Raw genomic sequence first — 19,810 nt, 5'->3', positions numbered from 1 at the left:
GTCCGCGCGGTCACCCGGCCGGGTCACCGCCGCGCGCCCGGCCGCAGCGCCTTCGCGCGCCGCGCCACCCGGCGCACCGCCGCGCTCCGCGGCAGGAACCCGAGCTGCTGCGGCACCCCGCCGGGCAGCGCGAGTGCGGTCAGCCGCCTGCGCTTGAAGTAGCGCCGGGTCGCGGCCGCCGGACGGGCGGCGAGATACCGCTCCGCGACCGGCCGGAGCCCCGGGTAGATCTTCGGCTGCATGGCGAAGCCGACCGCCCGCACCAGGTCGTTCAGCCCGTCCGGCGCCACCGCCTCCCCGGCCGGGGCGGGGGAGGCCTCCTCCAGGTCCGGCACCAGCGCGTCCACCAGCGTCACCGGGACCCGGTTGCTGTTCTCGTACGGGGTCAGCCGCTCAAGGAGCGTCTCCGTGCCGACCCGGGCCACCGGCAGCCCGTAGAACGCGGACGCCGTGAGCAGCGCCGTCGAGAAGCAGCCGACGACCAGCGCGGGCCGCATCCGCTGGTACAGCACCTCGGCGAGGACCGGGGCGGTGAGCACCCCCGCGTCCAGCACGGTCAGTTCGGCGCCGAGCCGTTCCGCCTCCGCCGCCATCCCCCGCGACCACTGGGCCGGGGCCGTCGGATGCGGTTTGAACACCAGCCGGGAGTGGCCGAGCCGGACCGCGCCGCGCATCATCCGCAGGTGCAGCTCCTCCTCCTCGGCCGCGCTGATCAGGCCGAGCGCGGAGAGGTACTGGCCGAGCAGCAGCGCGGGCTCCTCGACGGACGGCACCCCCGCCGCGACGTCCGGCGCGTCGCCCAGCTCACCGAGCACCTTGAGGAACGCCTCGGTCGGCACGATCGCGGGCTCCACCCCGAACTCCGTGAGCAGCAGCGGCCGCAGCCCCGGCACCAGGTCGAGATGGAGCAGCCGCCGCACCCGGGTGCCGACCAGCGGGTCGATCTTGTTCCGGGTCGGCCCGTAGCTCATCAGCCCGTCCGCGTACACATCGAGCGGCACGCCGCTGAAGATCTGGGCGACCGCCATGGCCGGGTCGACCTGGATCGACTCGACGGCGATCTCGACGTCGTCGTCGCCCAGCCCCCAGGCCAGCCGCAGATGCCGTTCCCACAGCGGTACGTCGTCCGGGCGCGGGGACCAGCCGCCCGGGTGGTGCGGGGCGATCGTCGCGTTCCACGACACCACGTCGTCGAACCGGCCGCGCAGCACGTCGAACCCGGGCATCGCGGCGAGGGCCGTGGCCGTCTCCGGGATCGCCGCGTTGTTCGAGACGAGCAGGACGCGCCGCCCGGCGTCCTCGAACAGCCCCGCGTCCAGGGCGGCGGCGAGCGTGGCCGTGCCGTAGAGCGTGGAGGCGAAGAAGATCTGCGTCGTACGGGCCCGGCTGCCGTTCACGCGGCCGCCACCTCCTTCGCGGCGGACCGCCGCCGCAGCCGGCGCAGCACGGTCGCGCGCTTGACGTCCATCGAGTCGATGGCCTCGTCCAGCACGTCCTGCGGCATTCGCCCCAGGGCGCCGGCGCTCATCGTTTTCAGGGCCCGCGCCACCGCGGGCTCGAACCTCTCGATCGAACCCATGTGATGGGAAATGATCGCGCAATAGTTGCGGACCGCTTTCGGCAGGAGTTCCGCCGCATCACGGTCCGCCGCTGTTTCCCGTACGACCTGGTCGAACGAGCGAATGAAATCGAGCTGGCGCATGTCACCGATCTGGGTGAGCGACGAGGCGACGCCGCGTCGGTAGAAGATTCCGAGAAGTCCCAGCACCGCGAAGGAATCCGCCTCCCGGTGCAGCCGCCAGATCCACGGCCGGTCCTCCGCCGTGCGCAGCCCGTCCGTGAAGTGCAGCAGCCCCCGGTCGAGCAGCCTGCGGTGGTACAGGCCCGCCCAGGCGTACGCGTAGTCCACGGAGGTGCTGCGCCCGGCGGGCAGGATCGCGTCCCGGGGCGCCGAGACCACGTTCCTGGGACCGTGCGGGACGCGCTGGACGGTCCGGGTCCTGCCGTCGGCCTGGACATGGTCGGTACGGACGAAATCGCAGCCCAGCGCCTCGGTCCTGGCCAGCAGTTCGGCGTAGAAACCGGGCGCGAGCCAGTCGTCGCCGTCCAGGAAGGCGAGGTACTCGCCGCTGGCCGCGTCCAGACCGGTGTTCCTGGCCGTGGCCAGTCCGCCGTTCTGCTGGTGACTGCGGACGACCACCCCGGGAATCTCCTCCTGCGCGCGGCGCAGCATGTCCGCGGTCCCGTCGGTCGAGCAGTCGTCGACGAGAATGAACTCGAAGTCCTCGCGGGCGTTGGCCCGCAGGCTTCTCAGGGTGTCGGGGGCGTATGTCTGCACGTTGTAGAACGGCACGATGACCGAGAGCTTAACCACCCGCGTCACGCTAGTTCCGGGCCGGACATTCGCCCTTGCGGCCGTACGGACGCGAGGTGAACGGCGCCGGTCGAAATGATGAACCGGTAAGCATCCGGGACCGCTTTATTGGTCCGTTCAGGCAGCCCGGCGGCGGGTTGGGCAATCGTCGGCGGGCTGTTAACCCTTTGTTGCTGTCACGTTGGGCTGCTCACCCCCGGGCCTTCCTACCTTCTTGGACGTGCCCCCTCGTAAAAGCAATTCGGTTTCGCCGGCAGTACCGGAATCCGCGGACACGCCGCCCCCGGTCCTCCGGGTGGCCGTGCTCGCCGACTCCGACACCCGATGGAAGTGGGGCGCGCTCACCGCGCGCCGGCTGACCTCGGGCGGTACCCGTGCGGACGCGCCCCCGGCGCAGATCAGCGGGCTGCTGCTGCGCGGCCGGGCGACCCCGACCCCGCGCCAGCTGGCCGAGGTCGGCGACGTGGGCATCGACCCCGGCCGGGTCCGCGAGGTGACGGCCGCCGAGTTCCTGCACACGGTGCGGGACGAGGGCTACGACCTGGTCGTCCTCGCCCTGGTCGGCGGCGCCGTCCAGGCGATGCTGCACGGCCTGGCCGCACTCCGCACGCCCGCCCGGCCCGTCGTCGTCACCGGCTACGTCGGCGTCGTCTACGAGAAGCTCGCGGACGGGCTGCTGCTGCGGCACGGCGCCGACATCGTCCTCGCCAACTCCCGCGACGACGCGGAGCGTTTCCGCGCGGTGTACGAGGGAGTGGGCGCCGACGCCTCGGCCGTGACCGAAGCCGCCCTGCCCTTCCTCGGCGGCGAGCCGCACCGCCCCGAACCGGGCCGCGACACCGTCGTGTTCGCCGCCCAGCCCTCGGTACCGGCCTCCCGCGCCGACCGTACGTACCTGCTGCGCAGGCTCGTCGAGCACGCCAGGCTGCACCCGAAGCGCGAGGTGCTCCTCAAGCTGCGCTCCAGGCCCGGCGAGCACACCACGCACATCGAGGAACTCCCCTACCAGCGGCTCGCCGAGAAGCTGCCCGGCGGACTCCCGCCCAACTTCCGCCTGGTCTACGGCCACATGGGCGAGGTCCTGGACCGCACCGACCTGCTGGTCACCGTCTCCTCGACCGCCGCCCTGGAATCCCTGCACCGCCGCATCCCCACCGCCGTCCTCACCGACCTCGGGGTGCGCGAGACGCTCGGCAACCACCACTTCATCGGCTCCGGCCTGCTCACCTCCTGGGACCACCTGGACGGCGGCGCCCATCCGGAGCCCGACGCCGAATGGCTGGCCGGCCAGGGCGTCGCGGCCGACGGCGGCTACGAGCGGGCCTACGACACCGCACGGGCCCGGGTCACCGCCCTGCTCGCCCGGGACCGGCTGCCCGGCCTCACGCCCTACTACACGCCCGCCACCGCCCCCGGCTACCTCCCCGGCATCCTCGCCCGCCACCACCTGGCCCCCGACGGCCACCCGCTGCCGGGCGCCACCGCGACCGGGGAGCCCGGCCGGGTCAGGGGAGCGGTGCGCGAGGCGGTCCGGGACGCGGCCCGCGGCGCCTACCGCCACGGCGTCCAGCGGGTCGCCCCGGTCATCCGGCGGATGGGCGAGCTGTGAACACCACCACCAAGACACCCCTGGGAGCAGCGATGACGCAGCCCGCCACACCGCCCACCGTGCTCGCCGTGATCCCCGCCCGAGGCGGATCCAAGGGCGTACCGGCCAAGAACCTCGCCCAGGTCGGCGGCGTACCCCTGGTCGTCCGCGCGGTCCGCGCCTGCCTGGCCTCCGCCGAGGTGACGGCCGTCGTCGTGACGACCGACGCCCCGGCCGTCGCCGAGGCCGCCCGCACCGCGGCCGGGACGCTCGGCCAGGCGGACCGGCTGCACTGCGTCCAGCGCCCCGAGGCCATCGCGGGGGATACCGCGACCAGCGAGGCCGCCGTACTGCACGCCATGGACGACTACGAGCGCGAGCACGACCGCAGCGTCGACGTCGTCCTCCTCGTCCAGTGCACCAGCCCCTTCGTCGCCCGCGAGGACATCGACGGCGTCGCCGCGGCGGTCGCCCGCGAAGGCGCCGACACGGCCGTCACCGTCGCCCCCTTCCACGGCTTCCTGTGGCGCGACGGCAGCGCGGTCGAGGACCACAACTACGGCGTCAACCACGACAAGTCGGTCCGCCCCCGCCGCCAGGACCGCCCCGAGGACCTCCTGGAGACCGGCGCCGCCTACGCGATGGACGCGGTCGGCTTCCGCACCCACCGCCACCGCTTCTTCGGCCACACCGCGCTGGTGCGCACCGACCCGGCCCGCGTCCTGGAGATCGACGACCCGCACGACCTGGCCCGCGCCCGCGCCCTGGCCCCGCTCCTGGACCCGGCGCCGCTGCCCACCCGCGAGGACATCGACGCGGTCGTCCTGGACTTCGACGGCACCCAGACCGACGACCGGGTCCTCATCGACGCCGACGGCCGCGAGACCGTCGCCGTGCACCGGGGCGACGGACTCGGCATCGCGGCCCTGCGCAAGGCCGGCGTCCCCCTCCTGATCCTCTCCACGGAACAGAACCCGGTCGTCGCCGCCCGCGCCCACAAGCTCCGCGTCCCCGTCCTGCACGGCATCGACCGCAAGGACCTCGCGCTCAAGCAGTGGTGCGACGAGCAGTCCATCGCCCCCGAACGCGTCATGTACGTCGGCAACGACGTCAACGACCTCCCCTGCTTCGCACTCGCCGGCTGGCCCGTCGCCGTCGCGAGCGCGCACGACTCGGTACGCGCCGCGGCGCGCGCCGTGACGACCACCCCCGGCGGTTCCGGTGCCATCCGCGAGATCGCGGCCTGGCTGCTCGGCCCCACCCTCACCACTTCCACCCTCACCACCCACACCCCCCTCCCCAAGTAAGGAACGCACCATGAACGCCTCCCGACTGCGCACCCTCGGCTCCCGCACCGCGGGCCCCGGCCACCCCGTCTACGTCACGGGTGAGATCGGCATCAACCACAACGGCGACCTCGACAACGCCATCGCGCTGATCGACGTGGCCGCCGAGGCCGGCTGCGACGCCGTCAAGTTCCAGAAGCGCACCCCGGAGATCTGCACCCCGCGCGACCAGTGGGACATCGAGCGCGACACCCCCTGGGGCCGGATGACGTACATCGACTACCGCCACCGCGTGGAGTTCGGCGAGACCGAGTACCGGGCCATCTCCGAGCACTGCGCCGAGCGCGGCATCGACTGGTTCGCCTCCCCGTGGGACACCGAGGCCGTCGCGTTCCTGGAGAAGTTCGACGTCCCCGCCCACAAGGTGGCCTCCGCCTCCCTCACCGACGACGAGCTGCTGCGCTCGCTGCGCGCCACCGGCCGCACGGTGATCCTCTCCACCGGCATGTCGACCCCGCGCCAGATCCGCCACGCGGTCGAGGTGCTCGGCTCGGACAACATCCTTCTCTGCCACGCCACTTCGACGTACCCGGCGAAGGCCGAGGAGCTCAACCTGCGGGTCATCAACACCCTCCAGCAGGAGTACCCCAACGTCCCGATCGGCTACAGCGGCCACGAGACCGGGCTCCAGACCACCCTCGCCGCCGTCGCCCTCGGCGCGGCCTTCGTCGAGCGCCACATCACCCTGGACCGCGCGATGTGGGGCTCCGACCAGGCCGCCTCCGTCGAGCCGCAGGGCCTCACCCGCCTGGTCCGCGACATCCGCACCATCGAGGCCTCCCTCGGTGACGGCGTCAAGAAGGTGTACGAGTCCGAGCTCGGCCCGATGAAGAAGCTCCGCCGGGTCCCGGGTGTCGTCGCGGAGAGCGGTGAGACGGCCCAGGCCGCCGAGCCGCTCGCGGTCTGACGGGCAGACCGGTGAACCTCGCCTTCGTCGAGAGCCCGGTCCAGCTCCTGAACGTCCTGGAGTGGGCCTACACAGAGGGAGGCGGCGGCCGCGTCCTCGCGGACGTCACCGTCGTCGTCCTCCCTCCGGTCGACCCGATGTCGCGCGGTCAGCTGCGCCGGATGGCGGAGCTGGCCCGCGACGAGGGCGTCACCGTGCGCTGGCAGGAGGCGCGCGGCGACTCGGGCACCCCCCTGAAGTCGCTGCGCGCCCTGACCCGGCTCGTCCGCAACGCCGACCACATCGTCATCGGGGACCCGTTCTCCCGCTACGTACAACTGCTGCTCACCCTGGTCAGGCCCCGCCGCCTCACCGTGGTCGACGACGGCACCGCGACCATGGAGTTCGTCACCCAGCTCACCCGCGGCGAACGTCTCACCCGCTGGCACCGGCGCGGCGGTTCGAGCCCCCGCGACCTGGCCCTGGCCCCGGTCACCGCCACCGCGCGGCGCCGGTTCACTCCCTCGGCGGCCCGCGAGGTCGAACTCTTCACCGCGATGCCGGTGATCCCGCCGCCCGGCATCTCCCTCATCCCCAACACCTTCTCCTGGACCCGCTCCCGCTTCGGCCCGCCGCTGCTCACCAAGGGCGCGGACCTGGTCGGCACCTCCCTGGTGGAGACCGGCGTGGTCGACCGGGCCCCGTACCTGGAGGCGGTCGCGGAACTGGCCCGCACCCACGGCGCCACCCGCTACTTCGCCCACCGCCGCGAGTCCACCGAGAAGCTCCACGCCCTGGAAGCCGCCACCGGCCTGGAGATCGTCCGCCCCGACCTCCCGCTGGAACTCATCGCCCGGCGCGGCCCGATCGGCCGCACGGTCCTGAGCTTCCCCTCCACGGTGGTCCACACCCTGCCGCTGGCCCTGGTCGGCACCGAGGTGAAGGTCGCGGTCTGCGACATCGCCCCGGAGTGGCTGCGCGAAACGGCGTCCCCGCGGGCCCAGGGCTTCCTCTCGGGCGTCACCGAGACGGCCCGCGACGTCCATCGGCTGGCGCCCTGGCGGGCGACGGCGGTGGCCAGGGAGGCGTGAGGCGGGCCGGGTGCCGGACCACCCGCCGCCCGGCCCGGAATCACCCGCCGTTCAGGACGCGGCGCGCCACGAGCCGCCGCGCCCCCGAGAGTTCCGCCCGGAGCGCGGCGTCGCGGGCGCTGTCGACCGTCACCGTCGCCGGGAGCGCGGCGACGGCCAGCAGCCGGGACCGGCGCAGGTGGGTCGGCGGGTGCGTGGAGTCGACGCTGTGCCCGCGCACCGCGCTACGGCGGCGCTGACGCTCGTACTCGCTCGCCGGAATCGACTCCACGTGAGCGGCCAGGCGCTCCCACAGGCCGCTCTCCGCCGCACCGGCCGCCCGGCCTCCGGAGCGGTGGTTCCGGAAGGCGTTCGCCTCGCGCTCCAGCGTGACCCCGGCGGAGTCGGAGACCAGCACCGCGTCCATCAGCCCCACGGCGGCGGCCGTCGAGCCGCACCGGGCGGCGAAGGAGTCGGCCAGGTACTCGCCGCGCTGGGTGGCCCGCAGGGTCAGGTGGTCGAGGGCCGCCGTGACGGCGACGACCACGCCGCGAGGAGCCAGGTAGAAAGCGTTGAGCAGGGTTTCCGGCAGTGTCGGGCGCTCGATCCGGCTCAGCAGGTAATACCAGGTGTGCAACGACTGGAGCGCGTTCCCGAGGACCACGCCCTGGCGGGTGTCGCCGTTGGCGTAGTGGCCCAGTTCGTGGCCCAGCAGCGCGATCCGCTGACCGGTGTCGAGTACCTCCCAGAGCCCGAGGCCGATGGTCAGCACCCTGCGGCGCCGCAGGCCGTACGTCGAGACGGTCGCGTTGGCCTCGGCGTCGACCACGACCGCGTGCACCCCGGTCGTCCCCACCGTCCGGGCGACCTCGTCGATCAGGGCGAACAGCTCGGGCGCGTCGGCCCGGTACAGCACCTGCTCGTCCTCCGGCAGGCGCGGGAACCGGGGGCGCAGCAGCCAGCCGATGAACAGGCACAGGGCGCCGAGCACCGGCAACGCGCTGCCCCAGCCGAGGACCATCAGCAGCACTCCGCCGACGAGCAGCGCGGCCGTGAAGCCGTGGACGGCCAGTGCCAGCGCCATGGCGAGGACGCTCGCCGCGTCACGCCGGGGGCTCAGGAGCTCGTCCGTCGTCACCTCGGACAGCAGCCGCTCGCCGTGCTCCGCGGCCAGCCTGCGCCGCAGTGCCTCCAGCCGCCCGTGCGGCTTCTCGGGCTCGCCCGGGTCCACATTCCAGTCGCAGGCGGCGCACCACGCCACGAACCTGTGGTCGGTCCGGATCTCCCGCCCGCACTCCGGGCATGACCGAACGTGCTCCTCCACCGTGCCGATCACTGCTGAGCCCCCTCGTCCCACGGCTCCCCCCCCGGGGACCGTTCAGGCGTATGCCGAACGCGCAATCGGGTTCGGCGGCAACGACGCAGCGTAAGCCGTGAGTCGATGGTGTGTACAGGAAGTCCGGTCAGGCCCGGCGACGCGCTCACCCGCCGCGGCCCTCACACCCACCCGCGTTCCCGCGCCCTCACCCCGGCCTGGAACCGCGTGCCCGCGTCCAGCCTCTGCATCAACGCGGCCACCCGGCGCGTCGCCGTCCGGACACTGACGCCCAACTGCCGGGCGATCGCCTGGTCCTTGTAGCCGGAGTGCAGCAGGCGCACCAGCATCAGCTCCTCCTCGCTGGGCCCCTCCACCACGTCCGGCGCCTCCGCGAGCAGGGGCTCGGCCCGCTCCCAGTACGCCTCGAACAGCTCCATCAGCCCGTCCAGCAGGTGCGAGGGATGCACCAGCACGATGGAGTCCTTGCTGCCTCCCGTCAGCGGCACCACCGCGACCCGCCGGTCCACGATCCGTGCCTTCAGCGGAAGATGCGGCAACAGCCGCGACCGCTCCCCGGCCGCCGCCAGGTTGAGGATCGTGCCCAGCCGTCCGGGCGGCTCGATCGACTCCAGGCAGTACACGCCCCGGATGTCCACCCCGCGCGCCACCCACTCCCGGGTCGTCGCCGCCTCCCGCTCATCGACCTGCGGCTGACCCACCTGCTGCAGATAGGGCGGCTTGTCCAGCGTCCACTGGTGCGTGGTGACGGACCGGCTCAGCTCCTCGATCTTCCGCATCATCACCTCCCGCCCCGTCAGCACCTCCACCAGGGAGCCCGGGTCCGACCCCAGCTGCCCGGCCCGGTGCAGGCGGCTCAGATCGGCGAAGCCCGTCTCCACATCCGCGAACGCGCTCTCCGCCTCCGAGCGGCGCCGGTGCAGCAGTGCCGCCAGCGCCGAACGCGGACTCACCGCCTCCCACTGGCCCGGCCCCGCCCGCCGTACCAGCCCCAGACCGGCCAGACGCGTGAGCGCCTGTCCGGTGCGGGCCACCCCCGCCCCCGCTCTCTCCGCGAGGTCGCGCACCGTGCTCCGCGAACCCGCCAGCACCGCTCGGTACACACCCTCGTCGAACGGGCTCACGCCCACCGCTTCCAGCACAACCAGCCTCCCCTGTCCTACGTGTGGGGGAGCCCCCGGACAGGTACGGCAGTCAGTCACGGCCGACCGTCCTCTCCCAGGTGGCGCGTTTGGTCACCAGGCCAAAGACGCCAACAGATTATCTGGACAGCAAGTGATCGCACAGCGTTCACTCCTGAGGGACCGCCGGTCGATCGCTCCACGTGAACGGCGGTCCGACCACCCCAGCCCTCGGCCCACGCCCCGCGAGGCGAGCGACCCCCGCTCGCCTGCCCGGCATGCCCGGACCCCTGTGAGGAAACTCGTGTCACCTCGGCCACGAAGAGCGTCCCGCACCCGCATACGACGCGGCACCATCGGCGCGCTGCTCACCACCACCCTCGCCGCCGTCAGCCTGCCCCTCGCCACCCCCGCGACCGCCGCCGCAGGCTCCGCGAGCCCCCTCGCCGCAGGCGTCTACCTGATCACCCTGGCCGACCAGCCGCTCGTCACCTACGACGGCAGCGTCAACGGCATTCCCGCCACCCGGCCCACCGAGGGCCGCAAGCTCGACGTCGGCGCCGCCAACGCCAAGCGCTACCGCACCCACCTCGTCGACGAACAGGCCCAGGTCGCCAAGAAGGTCGGCGCCACGGTCCGCCAGCACTACGCCGTCACCACCAACACCTTCAGCGCGCGGCTCACCGCCCGTCAGCTCGTCCGGCTCGCCGCGACCAAGGGCGTCACCGGCATCGCCCCGGACCGGCTCCACCACACCACCGACGACAAGAACTCCACGGACTTCCTCGGGCTCTCGGGCCGCAAGGGCCTGTGGGCCTCGCTCGGAGGCAGCGCCAAGGCCGGCCGGGGCGTCGTCATCGGGGACATCGACACCGGTATCTGGCCCGAGAGCGCCTCGTTCAAGGCCCCCGCGCTCAAGGCCCGCAAGCCGGCCAGGAAGCCCGCCGAGAAGGACCGTTACCGGCCCTACCTGGACGGCACCACCACGGTGATGCCCAAGGCGGACGGCACCAAGTTCACCGGCACCTGCCAGACCGGCGACGGCTTCACGGCCGCCGACTGCAACGAGAAGATCGTCAGCGCCCGCTACTTCGCCGACGGCTGGGTGCAGGCGTTCCCCGACTTCGACCCCGACTACTTCTCCGCCCGTGACGGCGAGGGCCACGGCACCCACACCGCGTCGACCGCGGCCGGCAACGCCGACGTCCGGGCCACCGCCGGCGGCGCCGACTTCGGCACCGTCTCCGGCGTCGCGCCCGCCGCCGCCGTGGCCGTCTACAAGGCTCTCTGGCAGAGCAAGGACGGCAAGCAGAGCGGTGGCCTGACCAGCGACCTCGTCGCCGCCATCGACCAGGCCACGGCGGACGGCGTCGACGTCATCAACTACTCCCTCGGCACCCAGTTCGAGAGCGACTACGACGACCCCGCGCAGACCGCGCTCCGCAACGCCGCCGCCGCCGGGATCTTCGTCTCCACCGCCGGGGGCAACACCGGCCCCGACGCCTCCAGCCTCGACAACACCGCTCCCTGGACCACCACGGTCGCCGCCGGGACCATCGCCCCGTACAGCGGAACCGTCACGCTCGGGAACGGGAAGAGCTACGCCGGTATCAGCACCAGCGTGCGCAACACCGTCGGCTCCGCGCCCCTCGTCCGTGCCGCCGCCGTCAGGACCGGCGGCGCCGACGCCACCGAGGCCGACGTCTGTGCCAAGGGCGCCCTCGACCCCGCACGCGCCGCCGGAAAGATCGTCGTCTGCGACCGGGGCACCGTGGACCGCGTCGCGAAGTCCGCCGAGGTCGAGCGGGCCGGGGGCATCGGCATGGTCCTGGCCAACCTCCACGACGAGAGCACCGACGGCGACCTGCACTCCGTGCCGACCGTTCACCTGACCGGGTCCGACGCCACCGCCGTACGCGACTACGCCGCCACGTCCGGCGCCACCGCCACCCTCACGCGCGGCGCCACCGGTAGCACCCCCTACCCGCAGGTCACGAGCTTCTCCTCGCGCGGCCCCTCCCTCGTGGGCAACGGCGACCTGCTCAAGCCCGACATCACCGCGCCCGGCGCGACCATCCTCGCCGCGGTGGCCCCGCCCGGTAACCAGGGCCGTGACTTCGACTTCTACTCCGGCACCTCCATGGCCGCCCCGCACATCGCGGGCCTCGCGGCGCTCTACTTCTCCGAGCACCCGAACTGGTCGCCCATGAGCGTCAAGTCGGCCATGATGACCACCGCTTCGCCCACCAAGACCTCCGACGGCAGGAACAGCACCGACGCCTTCGCCCAAGGCTCCGGCGAGGTCGAGGCCAGGGACATGCTCCGGCCCGGACTCGTCTACGACTCCTCGGAGCGGGACTGGCTCGGCTACCTCGAAGGCTCCGGCGTCGACACCGGCACCGGTACCAGGGCCATCGACCCCAGCGATCTCAACTACCCCTCGATCGCCATCGGTGAGCTGTTCGGCAAGCAGACGGTCACCCGCACCGTCACCGCGACCTCGGCCGGCACCTACCGTGCCGAGGTCGACCTCCCCGGCATCAAGGCCACGGTCTCCCCGTCCGTCCTGCACTTCAGCCACGCCGGGCAGAGGCGCACCTTCACCGTCGAGCTCAAGGTGACCACCGCACGCGCCGGCGCCGTCGACACGGGCTCCCTGACCTGGACGTCCGGACGCACCACGGTCCGCAGCCCGATCGTCGTCACCCCGCAGAGCATCCACGCCCCCGATGAGGTCATGGGCACCGGCACCCACGGCGAGAGCACCTACTCCGTCACCCCGGCCACCAAGACCCTGGTGGCCACCGCCCACGGCCCCGTCTCCGCGCCCGTCACCAGAGGCACCCTGACCGGAAACGGTGAGGCCGACTACGAGGCGGTCATCCCGGCCGGTACCAGGGCCACCCAGATCACGGCCCACTTCGACGTTGCGGAGGGCGACATCGCCGGTGTCGTCTGGGGGCGGATGGTCAACGGTGCCCCGACGGACCTCGCGCTGGCCGACCCCGACAGCGACGGAACCGTCACCCTCACCCTGCGGCAGCCCGAGGCCGGGAAGGTCTTCGTGGCCCTCGTCTCGGTCGACGGCAGCGGCACCGGCGAGAGCGTCATCCCGTACAGCTACCAGGTGAACAACGTGACCGACGCCCCTGCGGCCACCGGCAAGGTCACCGTCACGCCCGACCACGCCCGTGTCACCCCCGGCGCCCCGGCCGACCTGACCGCCGCCTGGTCGGGTATCCCGTCGGACGCCCGGTCCACCGCCTGGATCGAGTACGCCAACGGGGCGGGTACGGTCCTGACCCTCAACTGACCCCGAGTCCGCCCCCGAGTCCGCCGCCCAGTGCGCTCGGGGGCGGCCGGGGGTCATCCCCGATAGCCGGGGAATCGCGCCGAGCTGATGATCGATGCATGCAGATCACGGAGATGACGCAACGTCAGAACAGTTCCACCACGCGAACGTTGCTGCTGGCCCCGGCTCTGATGGCCGGTTACGGACTGGTGCGGGCGGCCGGGAGGGCGATGGGGGACTACGGGCCCGGGGTGTGGTGGTCGCTGGCGCACGTGCTGTTCCTGGCCGGTGTGCTCGCGTTCGTTCCGGTCTTCCTCGGCCTGCGGCTGCCGGACGGCGTACGCGGCGGCAGACGGGTGGCCGTCCAGGTGGCTGCTGGGACCGGGCTGCTGGGGGCCGCGGCGGTGGCGGTCCAGGCGATGACCGACCTGGTGGTCGGGTTCGTCGCGGCGGACGACCGGGCCATGAGCGACATGTTCGACAAGGTGCGGGACGTGCCCGGTGTGATGCCGGTGGTCTACACGGTCGTGCCGCTGCTGTTCTGGCTGGGCCTGCTGGCGCTCGTCACGCTGCTGGCGCTCTTCCGGCGGGCCGAGGTCCCGGCCTGGTCCCCACTGCTAGTACTGGCCGGAGTCGTCATGGCGGCCATCAGCCTGGACCTGCTGACGGTGGGGGCCCTGTGCATCGGACTGGCCCTCTTCCCGATGCGCCGGGGCCTGCCGGGCTGACGTCGGCGCCTACGACGACGGCTCGATCGTTCCGACCCGCAGGTACTGCGCGAAGTCGATGCGGTCGAGCGGGGCGTAGGCCCCGCCGCTGTTGCCCGGGGCCTGCGAGCCGAACTCGGAGGTGAAGCCGAACTCCTGGGCGTTCTTGACGTCGAACGCCCCGTACTCCTGAAGCGCCTTCGCCACCATCCGCTCGTACGGCCTGAGCGAGGTGTCGGCGTCGATGTCGTACGAGGGGTCCAGCCAGATGAACTGCCCGGCGCGCCACAGCCCTTGCCCCTGGCCGTCGCTGCCGACGGCAGGGAAGACATGGCGGCCGCTGTTGTCCGGGGTGCCGAAGCTCAGGGCGTGGTCGATGCGGCCGGCCTTCCAGTCCGCGCGGGTGATCAGCCCGGCGAGGCGGGACAGCCCGCTTCCGGTGTCCTGGCCCTTCTCGGAGACCGACGAGCCACGGGTGTCGGACACCGCTCCCCATTCGCAGCTGGGCCCGGCGGACGACACCTTCGTCCGCCAGCACTCCATCGCCCGCCCGTCCGGCCCGATCACCACCGTCCACTCGCGGTCCGGGGCCGGCGCCTTCCACGACGGGTCCCAGGGGAAGCGGGCACCGTCGAAGGGGTTGGGCCCCCACGGGCCGACGTGCTCGCGCGGGGTGACCTCGTAGGTCCGGGTACGGGAGGTGGCCCGGTACACCAGGGATCCAGCCGTGCCGGTGTACAGCTTCACCCGGCCCGGCGCGAGCAGACCGGAGACCATTCGCGCGGAGTCGGGCGACAGCCGGGGGTGCGGGTGGCGCCGGTTGAACGCGTCGTCGTCGGAGAAGAAGCGGGAGGAGCCCGCGGCGGCGGGCGGCGGCGCCCGGTGGTCCGGCCGGTTCGCGAGGACCGCCGCTGCGGCCGTCAGCGCGAGCGCGACGACCCCCGCGACGGCGAGGGCCCACCGCCGCCTCGTCGGCCGGGGCCGTGACGCGTCGAGCTCGTTCCGCGCCGCCTGCCAACGCCGCTCCCATTCCGCGCGGTTGCCGCCACACGCTTGCGCGTAGGCCAGGGCGACCGCGAGGGGCGGCAGCTGCCCGCCCTCCGCCGCCTCGGACAGGGCGCTGGGCGACTGGCCCGTGCGCGCGCCCATCTGACGGTAGCTCGGGGTGTCCGCCTCGCTGCGGAGCGCCCGTAACGCGTGAGCGAACCGCTCCGCCGCATCCGCCGCCGGACCGCCCGGCGGGGGCCGTAATCCTCCGGCCACCTCTCCGCCCTCCAAGCCACGGCCCGTGGCCGTCCATGGGTGACGTCCGGTCCGCCGTTTCCGATTGTAGGGCGTGTCCGCGAAGTCGCGCCTGCCCGGCGCGACTTCGCGGACACGCCCTACAAGAGCGTTTCGTCCCGGCCGGGGTACTCCATCGCAGTTTGGGTGGCGGAACGGTTCGGGCCGACTGAGGCTTCGGAAGTCTGCGGTGGCAGGTGGGGCATCAAGCTGGCCATGGTCGACCTCAAGAGCCGACGGCTCACCCGTGAATCGACCCCGAACCGGCGCGACACATGACCACTGGGACCGCGTTGAACCCCACGAATCGCACCCAGGAACGACCAAGATCCGCCGCCTCGCCAAACGCCTCCGGCAGGACGAAACGCTCTTTAAGTGAGCGTTTGGTTCGCATATCAGGTGTTTGGCTGCGATTCTGAGCGGTCAAGCGAAGTCCCCTGAGCGGTGATTCGCCGGGGAAGTGGCTTATACGGCAATCCGTGGACCAGTAATGCACCGGGTTTCTGATGAGAGATCCCGTCTCATTCAGAAGCAACCTGGTTCATGCGGGTCTGCGCACTCGCGCCCTGGTGCCCCGGATGCCTCGCCGCACGCCCTGCCCAGGTCGGCTGCCGCCGCGTACCCAGGCATCATGCAGCCCTCACAGTCCTACCCCAGCGACCTGTCCGACGCCCGCTGGGAACTCATCCGCCCCACGCTGGAAGCCTGGCGCCAGGCCCGCGCCGGCATCCGCAAGCCCACCCACGACCTACGCACCCTGATGAACGCCATCCTCTACGTCGACCGCACCGGCATTCCCTGGCGCTACCTCCCCCACGACTTCCCACCCCACCAGACCGTCTACGGCTACTTCGCCCGCTGGGAAGCCGACGGCATCTTCGACCAGCTCACCAACATCCTCCGCGGCAAGGTCCGCAAGGCCGAAGGCCGCGCGAGCCAGCCCAGCGCCTGCCTGATCGACAGCCAGAGCATCAAGACTTCCGCCACCGTCCCCCTGACCAGCCAAGGTATCGACCCGGCCAAGAAGATCATCGGACGCAAACGGCACATCGTCACCGACACCCTCGGCCTCCTCCTGGCCGTCGCCGTCACCGCCGCGAGCGTCCACGACTCCGCGGCCGGCACCCAGCTCATGACCAAGGTCGCCGCACTCCACCCAACGATCAGCAAAGCCTGGGCCGACAACGGCTACAAGACCAAAGCCGTCGAACACGCCGCCCACCTCGGCATCGACCTCGAGATCGTCCAACGCGACCCCACCACCAGAGGCTTCCACGTCCAGCCACGCCGATGGGTCATCGAACGCACCCTCGGCTGGCTCATGCACCACCGCCGCCTCGCCCGCGACTACGAAACCCACCCCCACCGATCAGCAGCCATGATCCAGCTGGCCGCCATCAACCTCATGACCCGCCGCCTCACCCACGAGACCACCCTCAACTGGCGCGACACCTAGACCAAATGAAACAGACATCGGAGAACGAAACGCTCACTAAGGGCTACGGATATCCGCGAAAAGGCCGCGTCCGGCCGCGCACGGCGGAAGATGGAGAGCATGGAACAGGCGTTGGCGGCCCTGCTGGGCACCGGGCTGGGCGTCGCCGGAACCCTGTGCACCTCCGGGCTGACGTACGCGTCCGTCCGGCGCCAGGCGCGCGATCAGGGGGTGGTCGACCACCAGCGGGAGCTGCGGAACGAGCGCCGGGAGGCGTACCTCGCGTTCATGCAGGCGGCGGAACCGGTCGACGACGTGCTGCACCGGCTCGCGCACCGGGACGGGGTGCCCGCCGCGGCCCGGGACACCCCGCCCACCGCCGATGTGCTGGACGCGGCCGTCGAGGAGCTCGGCACCGCGGTGCACGCGCTCAGCAAGGCACAGGCACGGCTCGATCTCATGGGCCCGGAGCCCGTGGCGGAGGACGCCGTGAACGTCTGGTCGGACGTGCGCTCCCTGCGGGCGTACCTCGAACGGGTGGTCCGCGGGGTGTGCGAGAGCGCGGCGTACGACGGGTACCGCACCGGTCTCGAAGACGCGGTCGACAATCTGGAGAGGAGCCGGGAGAAGTTCACCCGGAGCGCCCGCGAGGTGATGACGGCACCGCCGTGAGGCGAGCAGGGAAGCCGCTGCGGGGCGCGGGCGGCTGCTGTGGGGCCGTGCCCGACCTGTCGACGAAGTGCGCGAGTGTACCCATCCTGGCAGCGGCTCACACGCCGTGCTCCAGTCATTTATTCGTCTATGTGGCTGAACTTTTCTTGTTTCATGGTCAGTTGACGGGGGAAGGGCCTTACCCTTCACCAGTGAGCCACTCGACGTCCCGCCTTCGTGAAGCCCGGCCGCCCGCAGGAGAGGACCTGCCCGGCACGCTGCCCGAAGCGCTGCGCGCCGAGCTGATCGCCTTCCGGCGTGATCTGCACATGCACCCCGAGCTCGGCAACCAGGAGTTCCGCACCACCGCCGCCATCAAGGCCCGGCTGGAGCTGGCGGGCCTGGAGCCGAGGGTGCTGGCCTCCGGGACCGGGCTCATGTGTGACGTGGGGACCCGGAGCGCGGACACCCGCCCCATGCTGGCGCTGCGGGCGGACATCGACGCGTTGCCGATCCCGGACACCAAGACGGGCGTCCCGTACCGCTCCACCGTGCCTGACCGGGCGCACGCCTGCGGGCACGACGTCCACACCACCGCCGTGCTCGGCGCCGGCCTCGTGCTCGCCGGCCTCGACCGGCAGGGGCTGCTGCCCAACCCGGTGCGGCTGATCTTCCAGCCGGCCGAGGAGGTGCTGCCGGGCGGGGCGCCCGACGCGATCGACTCCGGGGTGCTGGAGGGCGTCGGCCGGATCGTCGGGGTGCACTGCGACCCGAAGGTCGACGTGGGGCGGATCGGGCTGCGGGTCGGCGCGATCACCTCCGCCTGCGACCGGCTGGAGCTGTCCCTGGACGGGCCCGGCGGCCACACCGCCCGCCCGCACCTGACCACCGATCTCGTCACCGCGGCCGCCAAGGTGGCCACCGAGGTCCCCGCGCTGCTGGCCCGCCGGGTCGACGCGCGGGCCGGGCTCGCGGTGACCTGGGGACGCCTGGAGACCGGGCACGCCTGCAATGTGATTCCGCAACACGCCGAACTCTCGGGCACGGTTCGCTGCCTGGATCTGGCGGCCTGGCGGGACGCCCCGGACCTGGTGCACGCCGCGATCGACGAGGTGGCCGGAATGCACCGGGCAAAGACGGTGATCAACTACATCCGCGGCGTGCCGCCCGTGGTCAACGACGCCGACGCGATCGATCTGCTCACCGAGGCCATGACCGCCCGCCGCGGATCGTATGCGATCGAGGACACCGAACAGAGCCTGGGCGGGGAGGACTTCTCCTGGTACCTGGAGCACGTGCCGGGCGCGATGGCGCGGCTCGGGGTGCGCACCCCCGGCGACACCCGCGGTCTGGACCTGCACCGGGGCAATTTCGACGCGGACGAGGAGGCGATCACCGTTGGCGTGGAGCTCTTCACCGCCGCTGCGTTGCTCGACGGTAATCCTCTGTAACCGGACAGGTCACCCCCGGTTCGCGACGATCCGATAACGGCTTCCGTACAGGGCTTTATCTGACATCTACGCGCGTTACGATCGCCGCGAAACCAGCGCCGGAAGAGGCGCTTCGGTCAGGTTTGAAGGAGCCTTCCCTTGCGCCCGGTATCCAAGATCACCGCCGCGTGTGCCATTACCGCGGCGCTCGCCCTCACTGCCACCGCGTGCGGCAGCTCGTCCGACGAGAGCAGCAGCTCCGACGGCAAGATGAAGATCGGCATGGCCTACGACGTGGGCGGCCGGGGCGACAACTCGTTCAACGACTCCGCGGCCCGCGGCCTGGACAAGGCCAAGAAGGAGTTCGACGCCGACACGAAGGAGCTCACCGCCAAGACCGGTGAGACCCCGGCCGACCGCGAGCAGCGCCTGCAGTCGCTCGCCGAGGGCGGCTACGACCCGGTCATCGCGATCGGCTTCGCGTACAAGGACGCGGTCGACAAGATCGCCGCCAAGTACCCGAAGGTCAACTTCGGCCTGGTCGACTCGGTCTCCGACGCGAAGAACGTCGCCTCGATCGTCTTCACCGAGGAGCAGGGCTCCTACCTCGCGGGTGTCGCGGCGGCGCTGAAGTCCAAGGACGGCCAGGTCGGCTTCATCGGTGGTGTGGACCTCCCGCTGATCAAGAAGTTCGCCGCCGGTTTCCAGCAGGGCGTCATCGACACGAACCCCAAGGCCAAGGTGCAGATCCAGTACCTGTCCACCGGTTCGGACCTGTCCGGCTTCGGCAGCCCCGACAAGGGCAAGGCCGCCGCCAAGGGCATGCTCGACAAGGGCGTCGACGTCATCTTCGCCGCCGCGGGCGGCTCGGGTGCCGGTTCGATCGAGGCCGTCGCGGGCCAGAAGGGTGCCTGGTCCATCGGTGTCGACTCCGACCAGGCCCTGGACCCGGCGCTGGCGAAGTACAAGGACACGATCCTGACCTCGGTCGTCAAGAACGTCGACGCCGGTGTCTTCGACCTGGTCAAGTCCGTCAAGGACGGCAAGCCGCTGACCGGCACGCAGACGTACTCCCTGGCCAAGGGCGGCGTCAGCCTGACCACCACGGGTGACCACCTCAAGGACATCCAGACCCAGCTGGACGCCGCGAAGAAGAAGATCGTCGACGGCTCCATCAAGGTCAAGTCCACGACCTGATCCGGCCCGTCGATCGGGGCCCGGCGAGCGGCTTCGGCTGCTCGTCCGGGCCCCGATTCACGTACCCCCGAGACGGGGGTCACCGGCCCCGGTACG

General features: G+C 71.9%; 15 protein-coding genes. 10 read left to right on the top strand and 5 right to left on the bottom strand.

The genetic code is table 11. The features are described 5' to 3' along the window. Nucleotides 1-23: 23 nt before the first annotated feature. Both EDD93_RS04865 and EDD93_RS04860 read right to left on the bottom strand, forming a co-directional pair. Entirely contained in the window at nt 24-1,397 is a 1,374-nt protein-coding gene (locus EDD93_RS04865; RefSeq protein WP_123523996.1) for a polysialyltransferase family glycosyltransferase, read from the bottom strand. After that, nucleotides 1,394-2,374, bottom strand: a complete 981-nt coding sequence (locus EDD93_RS04860) for a glycosyltransferase family 2 protein (protein WP_123527590.1) — start codon at nt 2,372-2,374, stop codon at nt 1,394-1,396. The genes EDD93_RS04865 and EDD93_RS04860 overlap by 4 nt, the downstream gene beginning before the upstream one ends. Nucleotides 2,375-2,594: 220 nt before the next feature. On the opposite strand from EDD93_RS04860, the gene EDD93_RS04855 reads away from it, so the two are divergent. Genes EDD93_RS04855 through EDD93_RS04840 form a run of 4 tightly spaced genes read left to right on the top strand, consistent with a single transcriptional unit; the run spans nt 2,595 to nt 7,285 of the window. Next, a complete protein-coding gene (locus tag EDD93_RS04855; RefSeq protein WP_123527589.1) occupies nt 2,595-3,983 on the top strand; it encodes a DUF6716 putative glycosyltransferase in 1,389 nt (462 codons plus the stop codon). Nucleotides 3,984-4,015: 32 nt separating this feature from the next. Next, on the top strand, nt 4,016-5,269 hold the full coding sequence (locus EDD93_RS04850) for an acylneuraminate cytidylyltransferase (RefSeq protein WP_123527588.1): 1,254 nt from the start codon (nt 4,016-4,018) through the stop codon (nt 5,267-5,269). Between the two features lie 10 nt (nt 5,270-5,279). Then, nucleotides 5,280-6,215: an N-acetylneuraminate synthase family protein gene (locus EDD93_RS04845; RefSeq protein WP_123523995.1), complete on the top strand. Its 936-nt coding sequence runs from the start codon at nt 5,280-5,282 to the stop codon at nt 6,213-6,215. Between the two features lie 11 nt (nt 6,216-6,226). After that, nucleotides 6,227-7,285 (top strand): hypothetical protein, encoded by a 1,059-nt coding sequence (locus tag EDD93_RS04840; RefSeq protein WP_123523994.1) that lies wholly within the window; start codon nt 6,227-6,229, stop codon nt 7,283-7,285. A 40-nt stretch (nt 7,286-7,325) separates the two neighbouring features. On the opposite strand, the gene EDD93_RS04835 is transcribed toward EDD93_RS04840, so the two are convergent. Together EDD93_RS04835 and EDD93_RS04830 are read right to left on the bottom strand one after the other, a co-directional pair. Then, nucleotides 7,326-8,525 (bottom strand): M48 family metallopeptidase, encoded by a 1,200-nt coding sequence (locus EDD93_RS04835; RefSeq protein WP_260255626.1) that lies wholly within the window; start codon nt 8,523-8,525, stop codon nt 7,326-7,328. A 236-nt stretch (nt 8,526-8,761) separates the two neighbouring features. Then, entirely contained in the window at nt 8,762-9,742 is a 981-nt protein-coding gene (locus tag EDD93_RS04830) for a transcriptional regulator (protein ID WP_123523993.1), read from the bottom strand. 283 nt (nt 9,743-10,025) lie between these two features. Between EDD93_RS04830 and EDD93_RS04825 the strand changes: the two genes are divergently transcribed. Together EDD93_RS04825 and EDD93_RS04820 are read left to right on the top strand one after the other, a co-directional pair. Then, nucleotides 10,026-13,034 (top strand): S8 family serine peptidase, encoded by a 3,009-nt coding sequence (locus EDD93_RS04825; protein ID WP_311318302.1) that lies wholly within the window; start codon nt 10,026-10,028, stop codon nt 13,032-13,034. A 98-nt stretch (nt 13,035-13,132) separates the two neighbouring features. Then, entirely contained in the window at nt 13,133-13,741 is a 609-nt protein-coding gene (locus EDD93_RS04820; RefSeq protein ID WP_123523992.1) for a hypothetical protein, read from the top strand. A gap of 9 nt (nt 13,742-13,750) precedes the next feature. On the opposite strand, the gene EDD93_RS04815 is transcribed toward EDD93_RS04820, so the two are convergent. Next, nucleotides 13,751-14,869: an XRE family transcriptional regulator gene (locus EDD93_RS04815; protein WP_123523991.1), complete on the bottom strand. Its 1,119-nt coding sequence runs from the start codon at nt 14,867-14,869 to the stop codon at nt 13,751-13,753. A gap of 763 nt (nt 14,870-15,632) precedes the next feature. On the opposite strand from EDD93_RS04815, the gene EDD93_RS04810 reads away from it, so the two are divergent. From EDD93_RS04810 to EDD93_RS04795, 4 genes are all read left to right on the top strand, one after another. Continuing rightward, on the top strand, nt 15,633-16,457 hold the full coding sequence (locus EDD93_RS04810; RefSeq protein WP_123523990.1) for an IS5 family transposase: 825 nt from the start codon (nt 15,633-15,635) through the stop codon (nt 16,455-16,457). A gap of 99 nt (nt 16,458-16,556) precedes the next feature. Beyond that, entirely contained in the window at nt 16,557-17,108 is a 552-nt protein-coding gene (locus EDD93_RS04805) for a hypothetical protein (RefSeq protein WP_260255625.1), read from the top strand. A gap of 191 nt (nt 17,109-17,299) precedes the next feature. Continuing rightward, a complete protein-coding gene (locus tag EDD93_RS04800; protein ID WP_123523989.1) occupies nt 17,300-18,538 on the top strand; it encodes an amidohydrolase in 1,239 nt (412 codons plus the stop codon). Between the two features lie 138 nt (nt 18,539-18,676). Beyond that, nucleotides 18,677-19,714, top strand: coding sequence for a BMP family protein (locus EDD93_RS04795; RefSeq protein ID WP_123523988.1), 1,038 nt, complete (start codon nt 18,677-18,679; stop codon nt 19,712-19,714). Nucleotides 19,715-19,810 lie beyond the last annotated feature (96 nt).

Source organism: Streptomyces sp. 840.1 (assembly GCF_003751445.1).
Taxonomy (GTDB): Bacteria; Actinomycetota; Actinomycetes; order Streptomycetales; family Streptomycetaceae; genus Streptomyces.
This window is presented reverse-complemented; position numbering and strand designations above follow the sequence as displayed.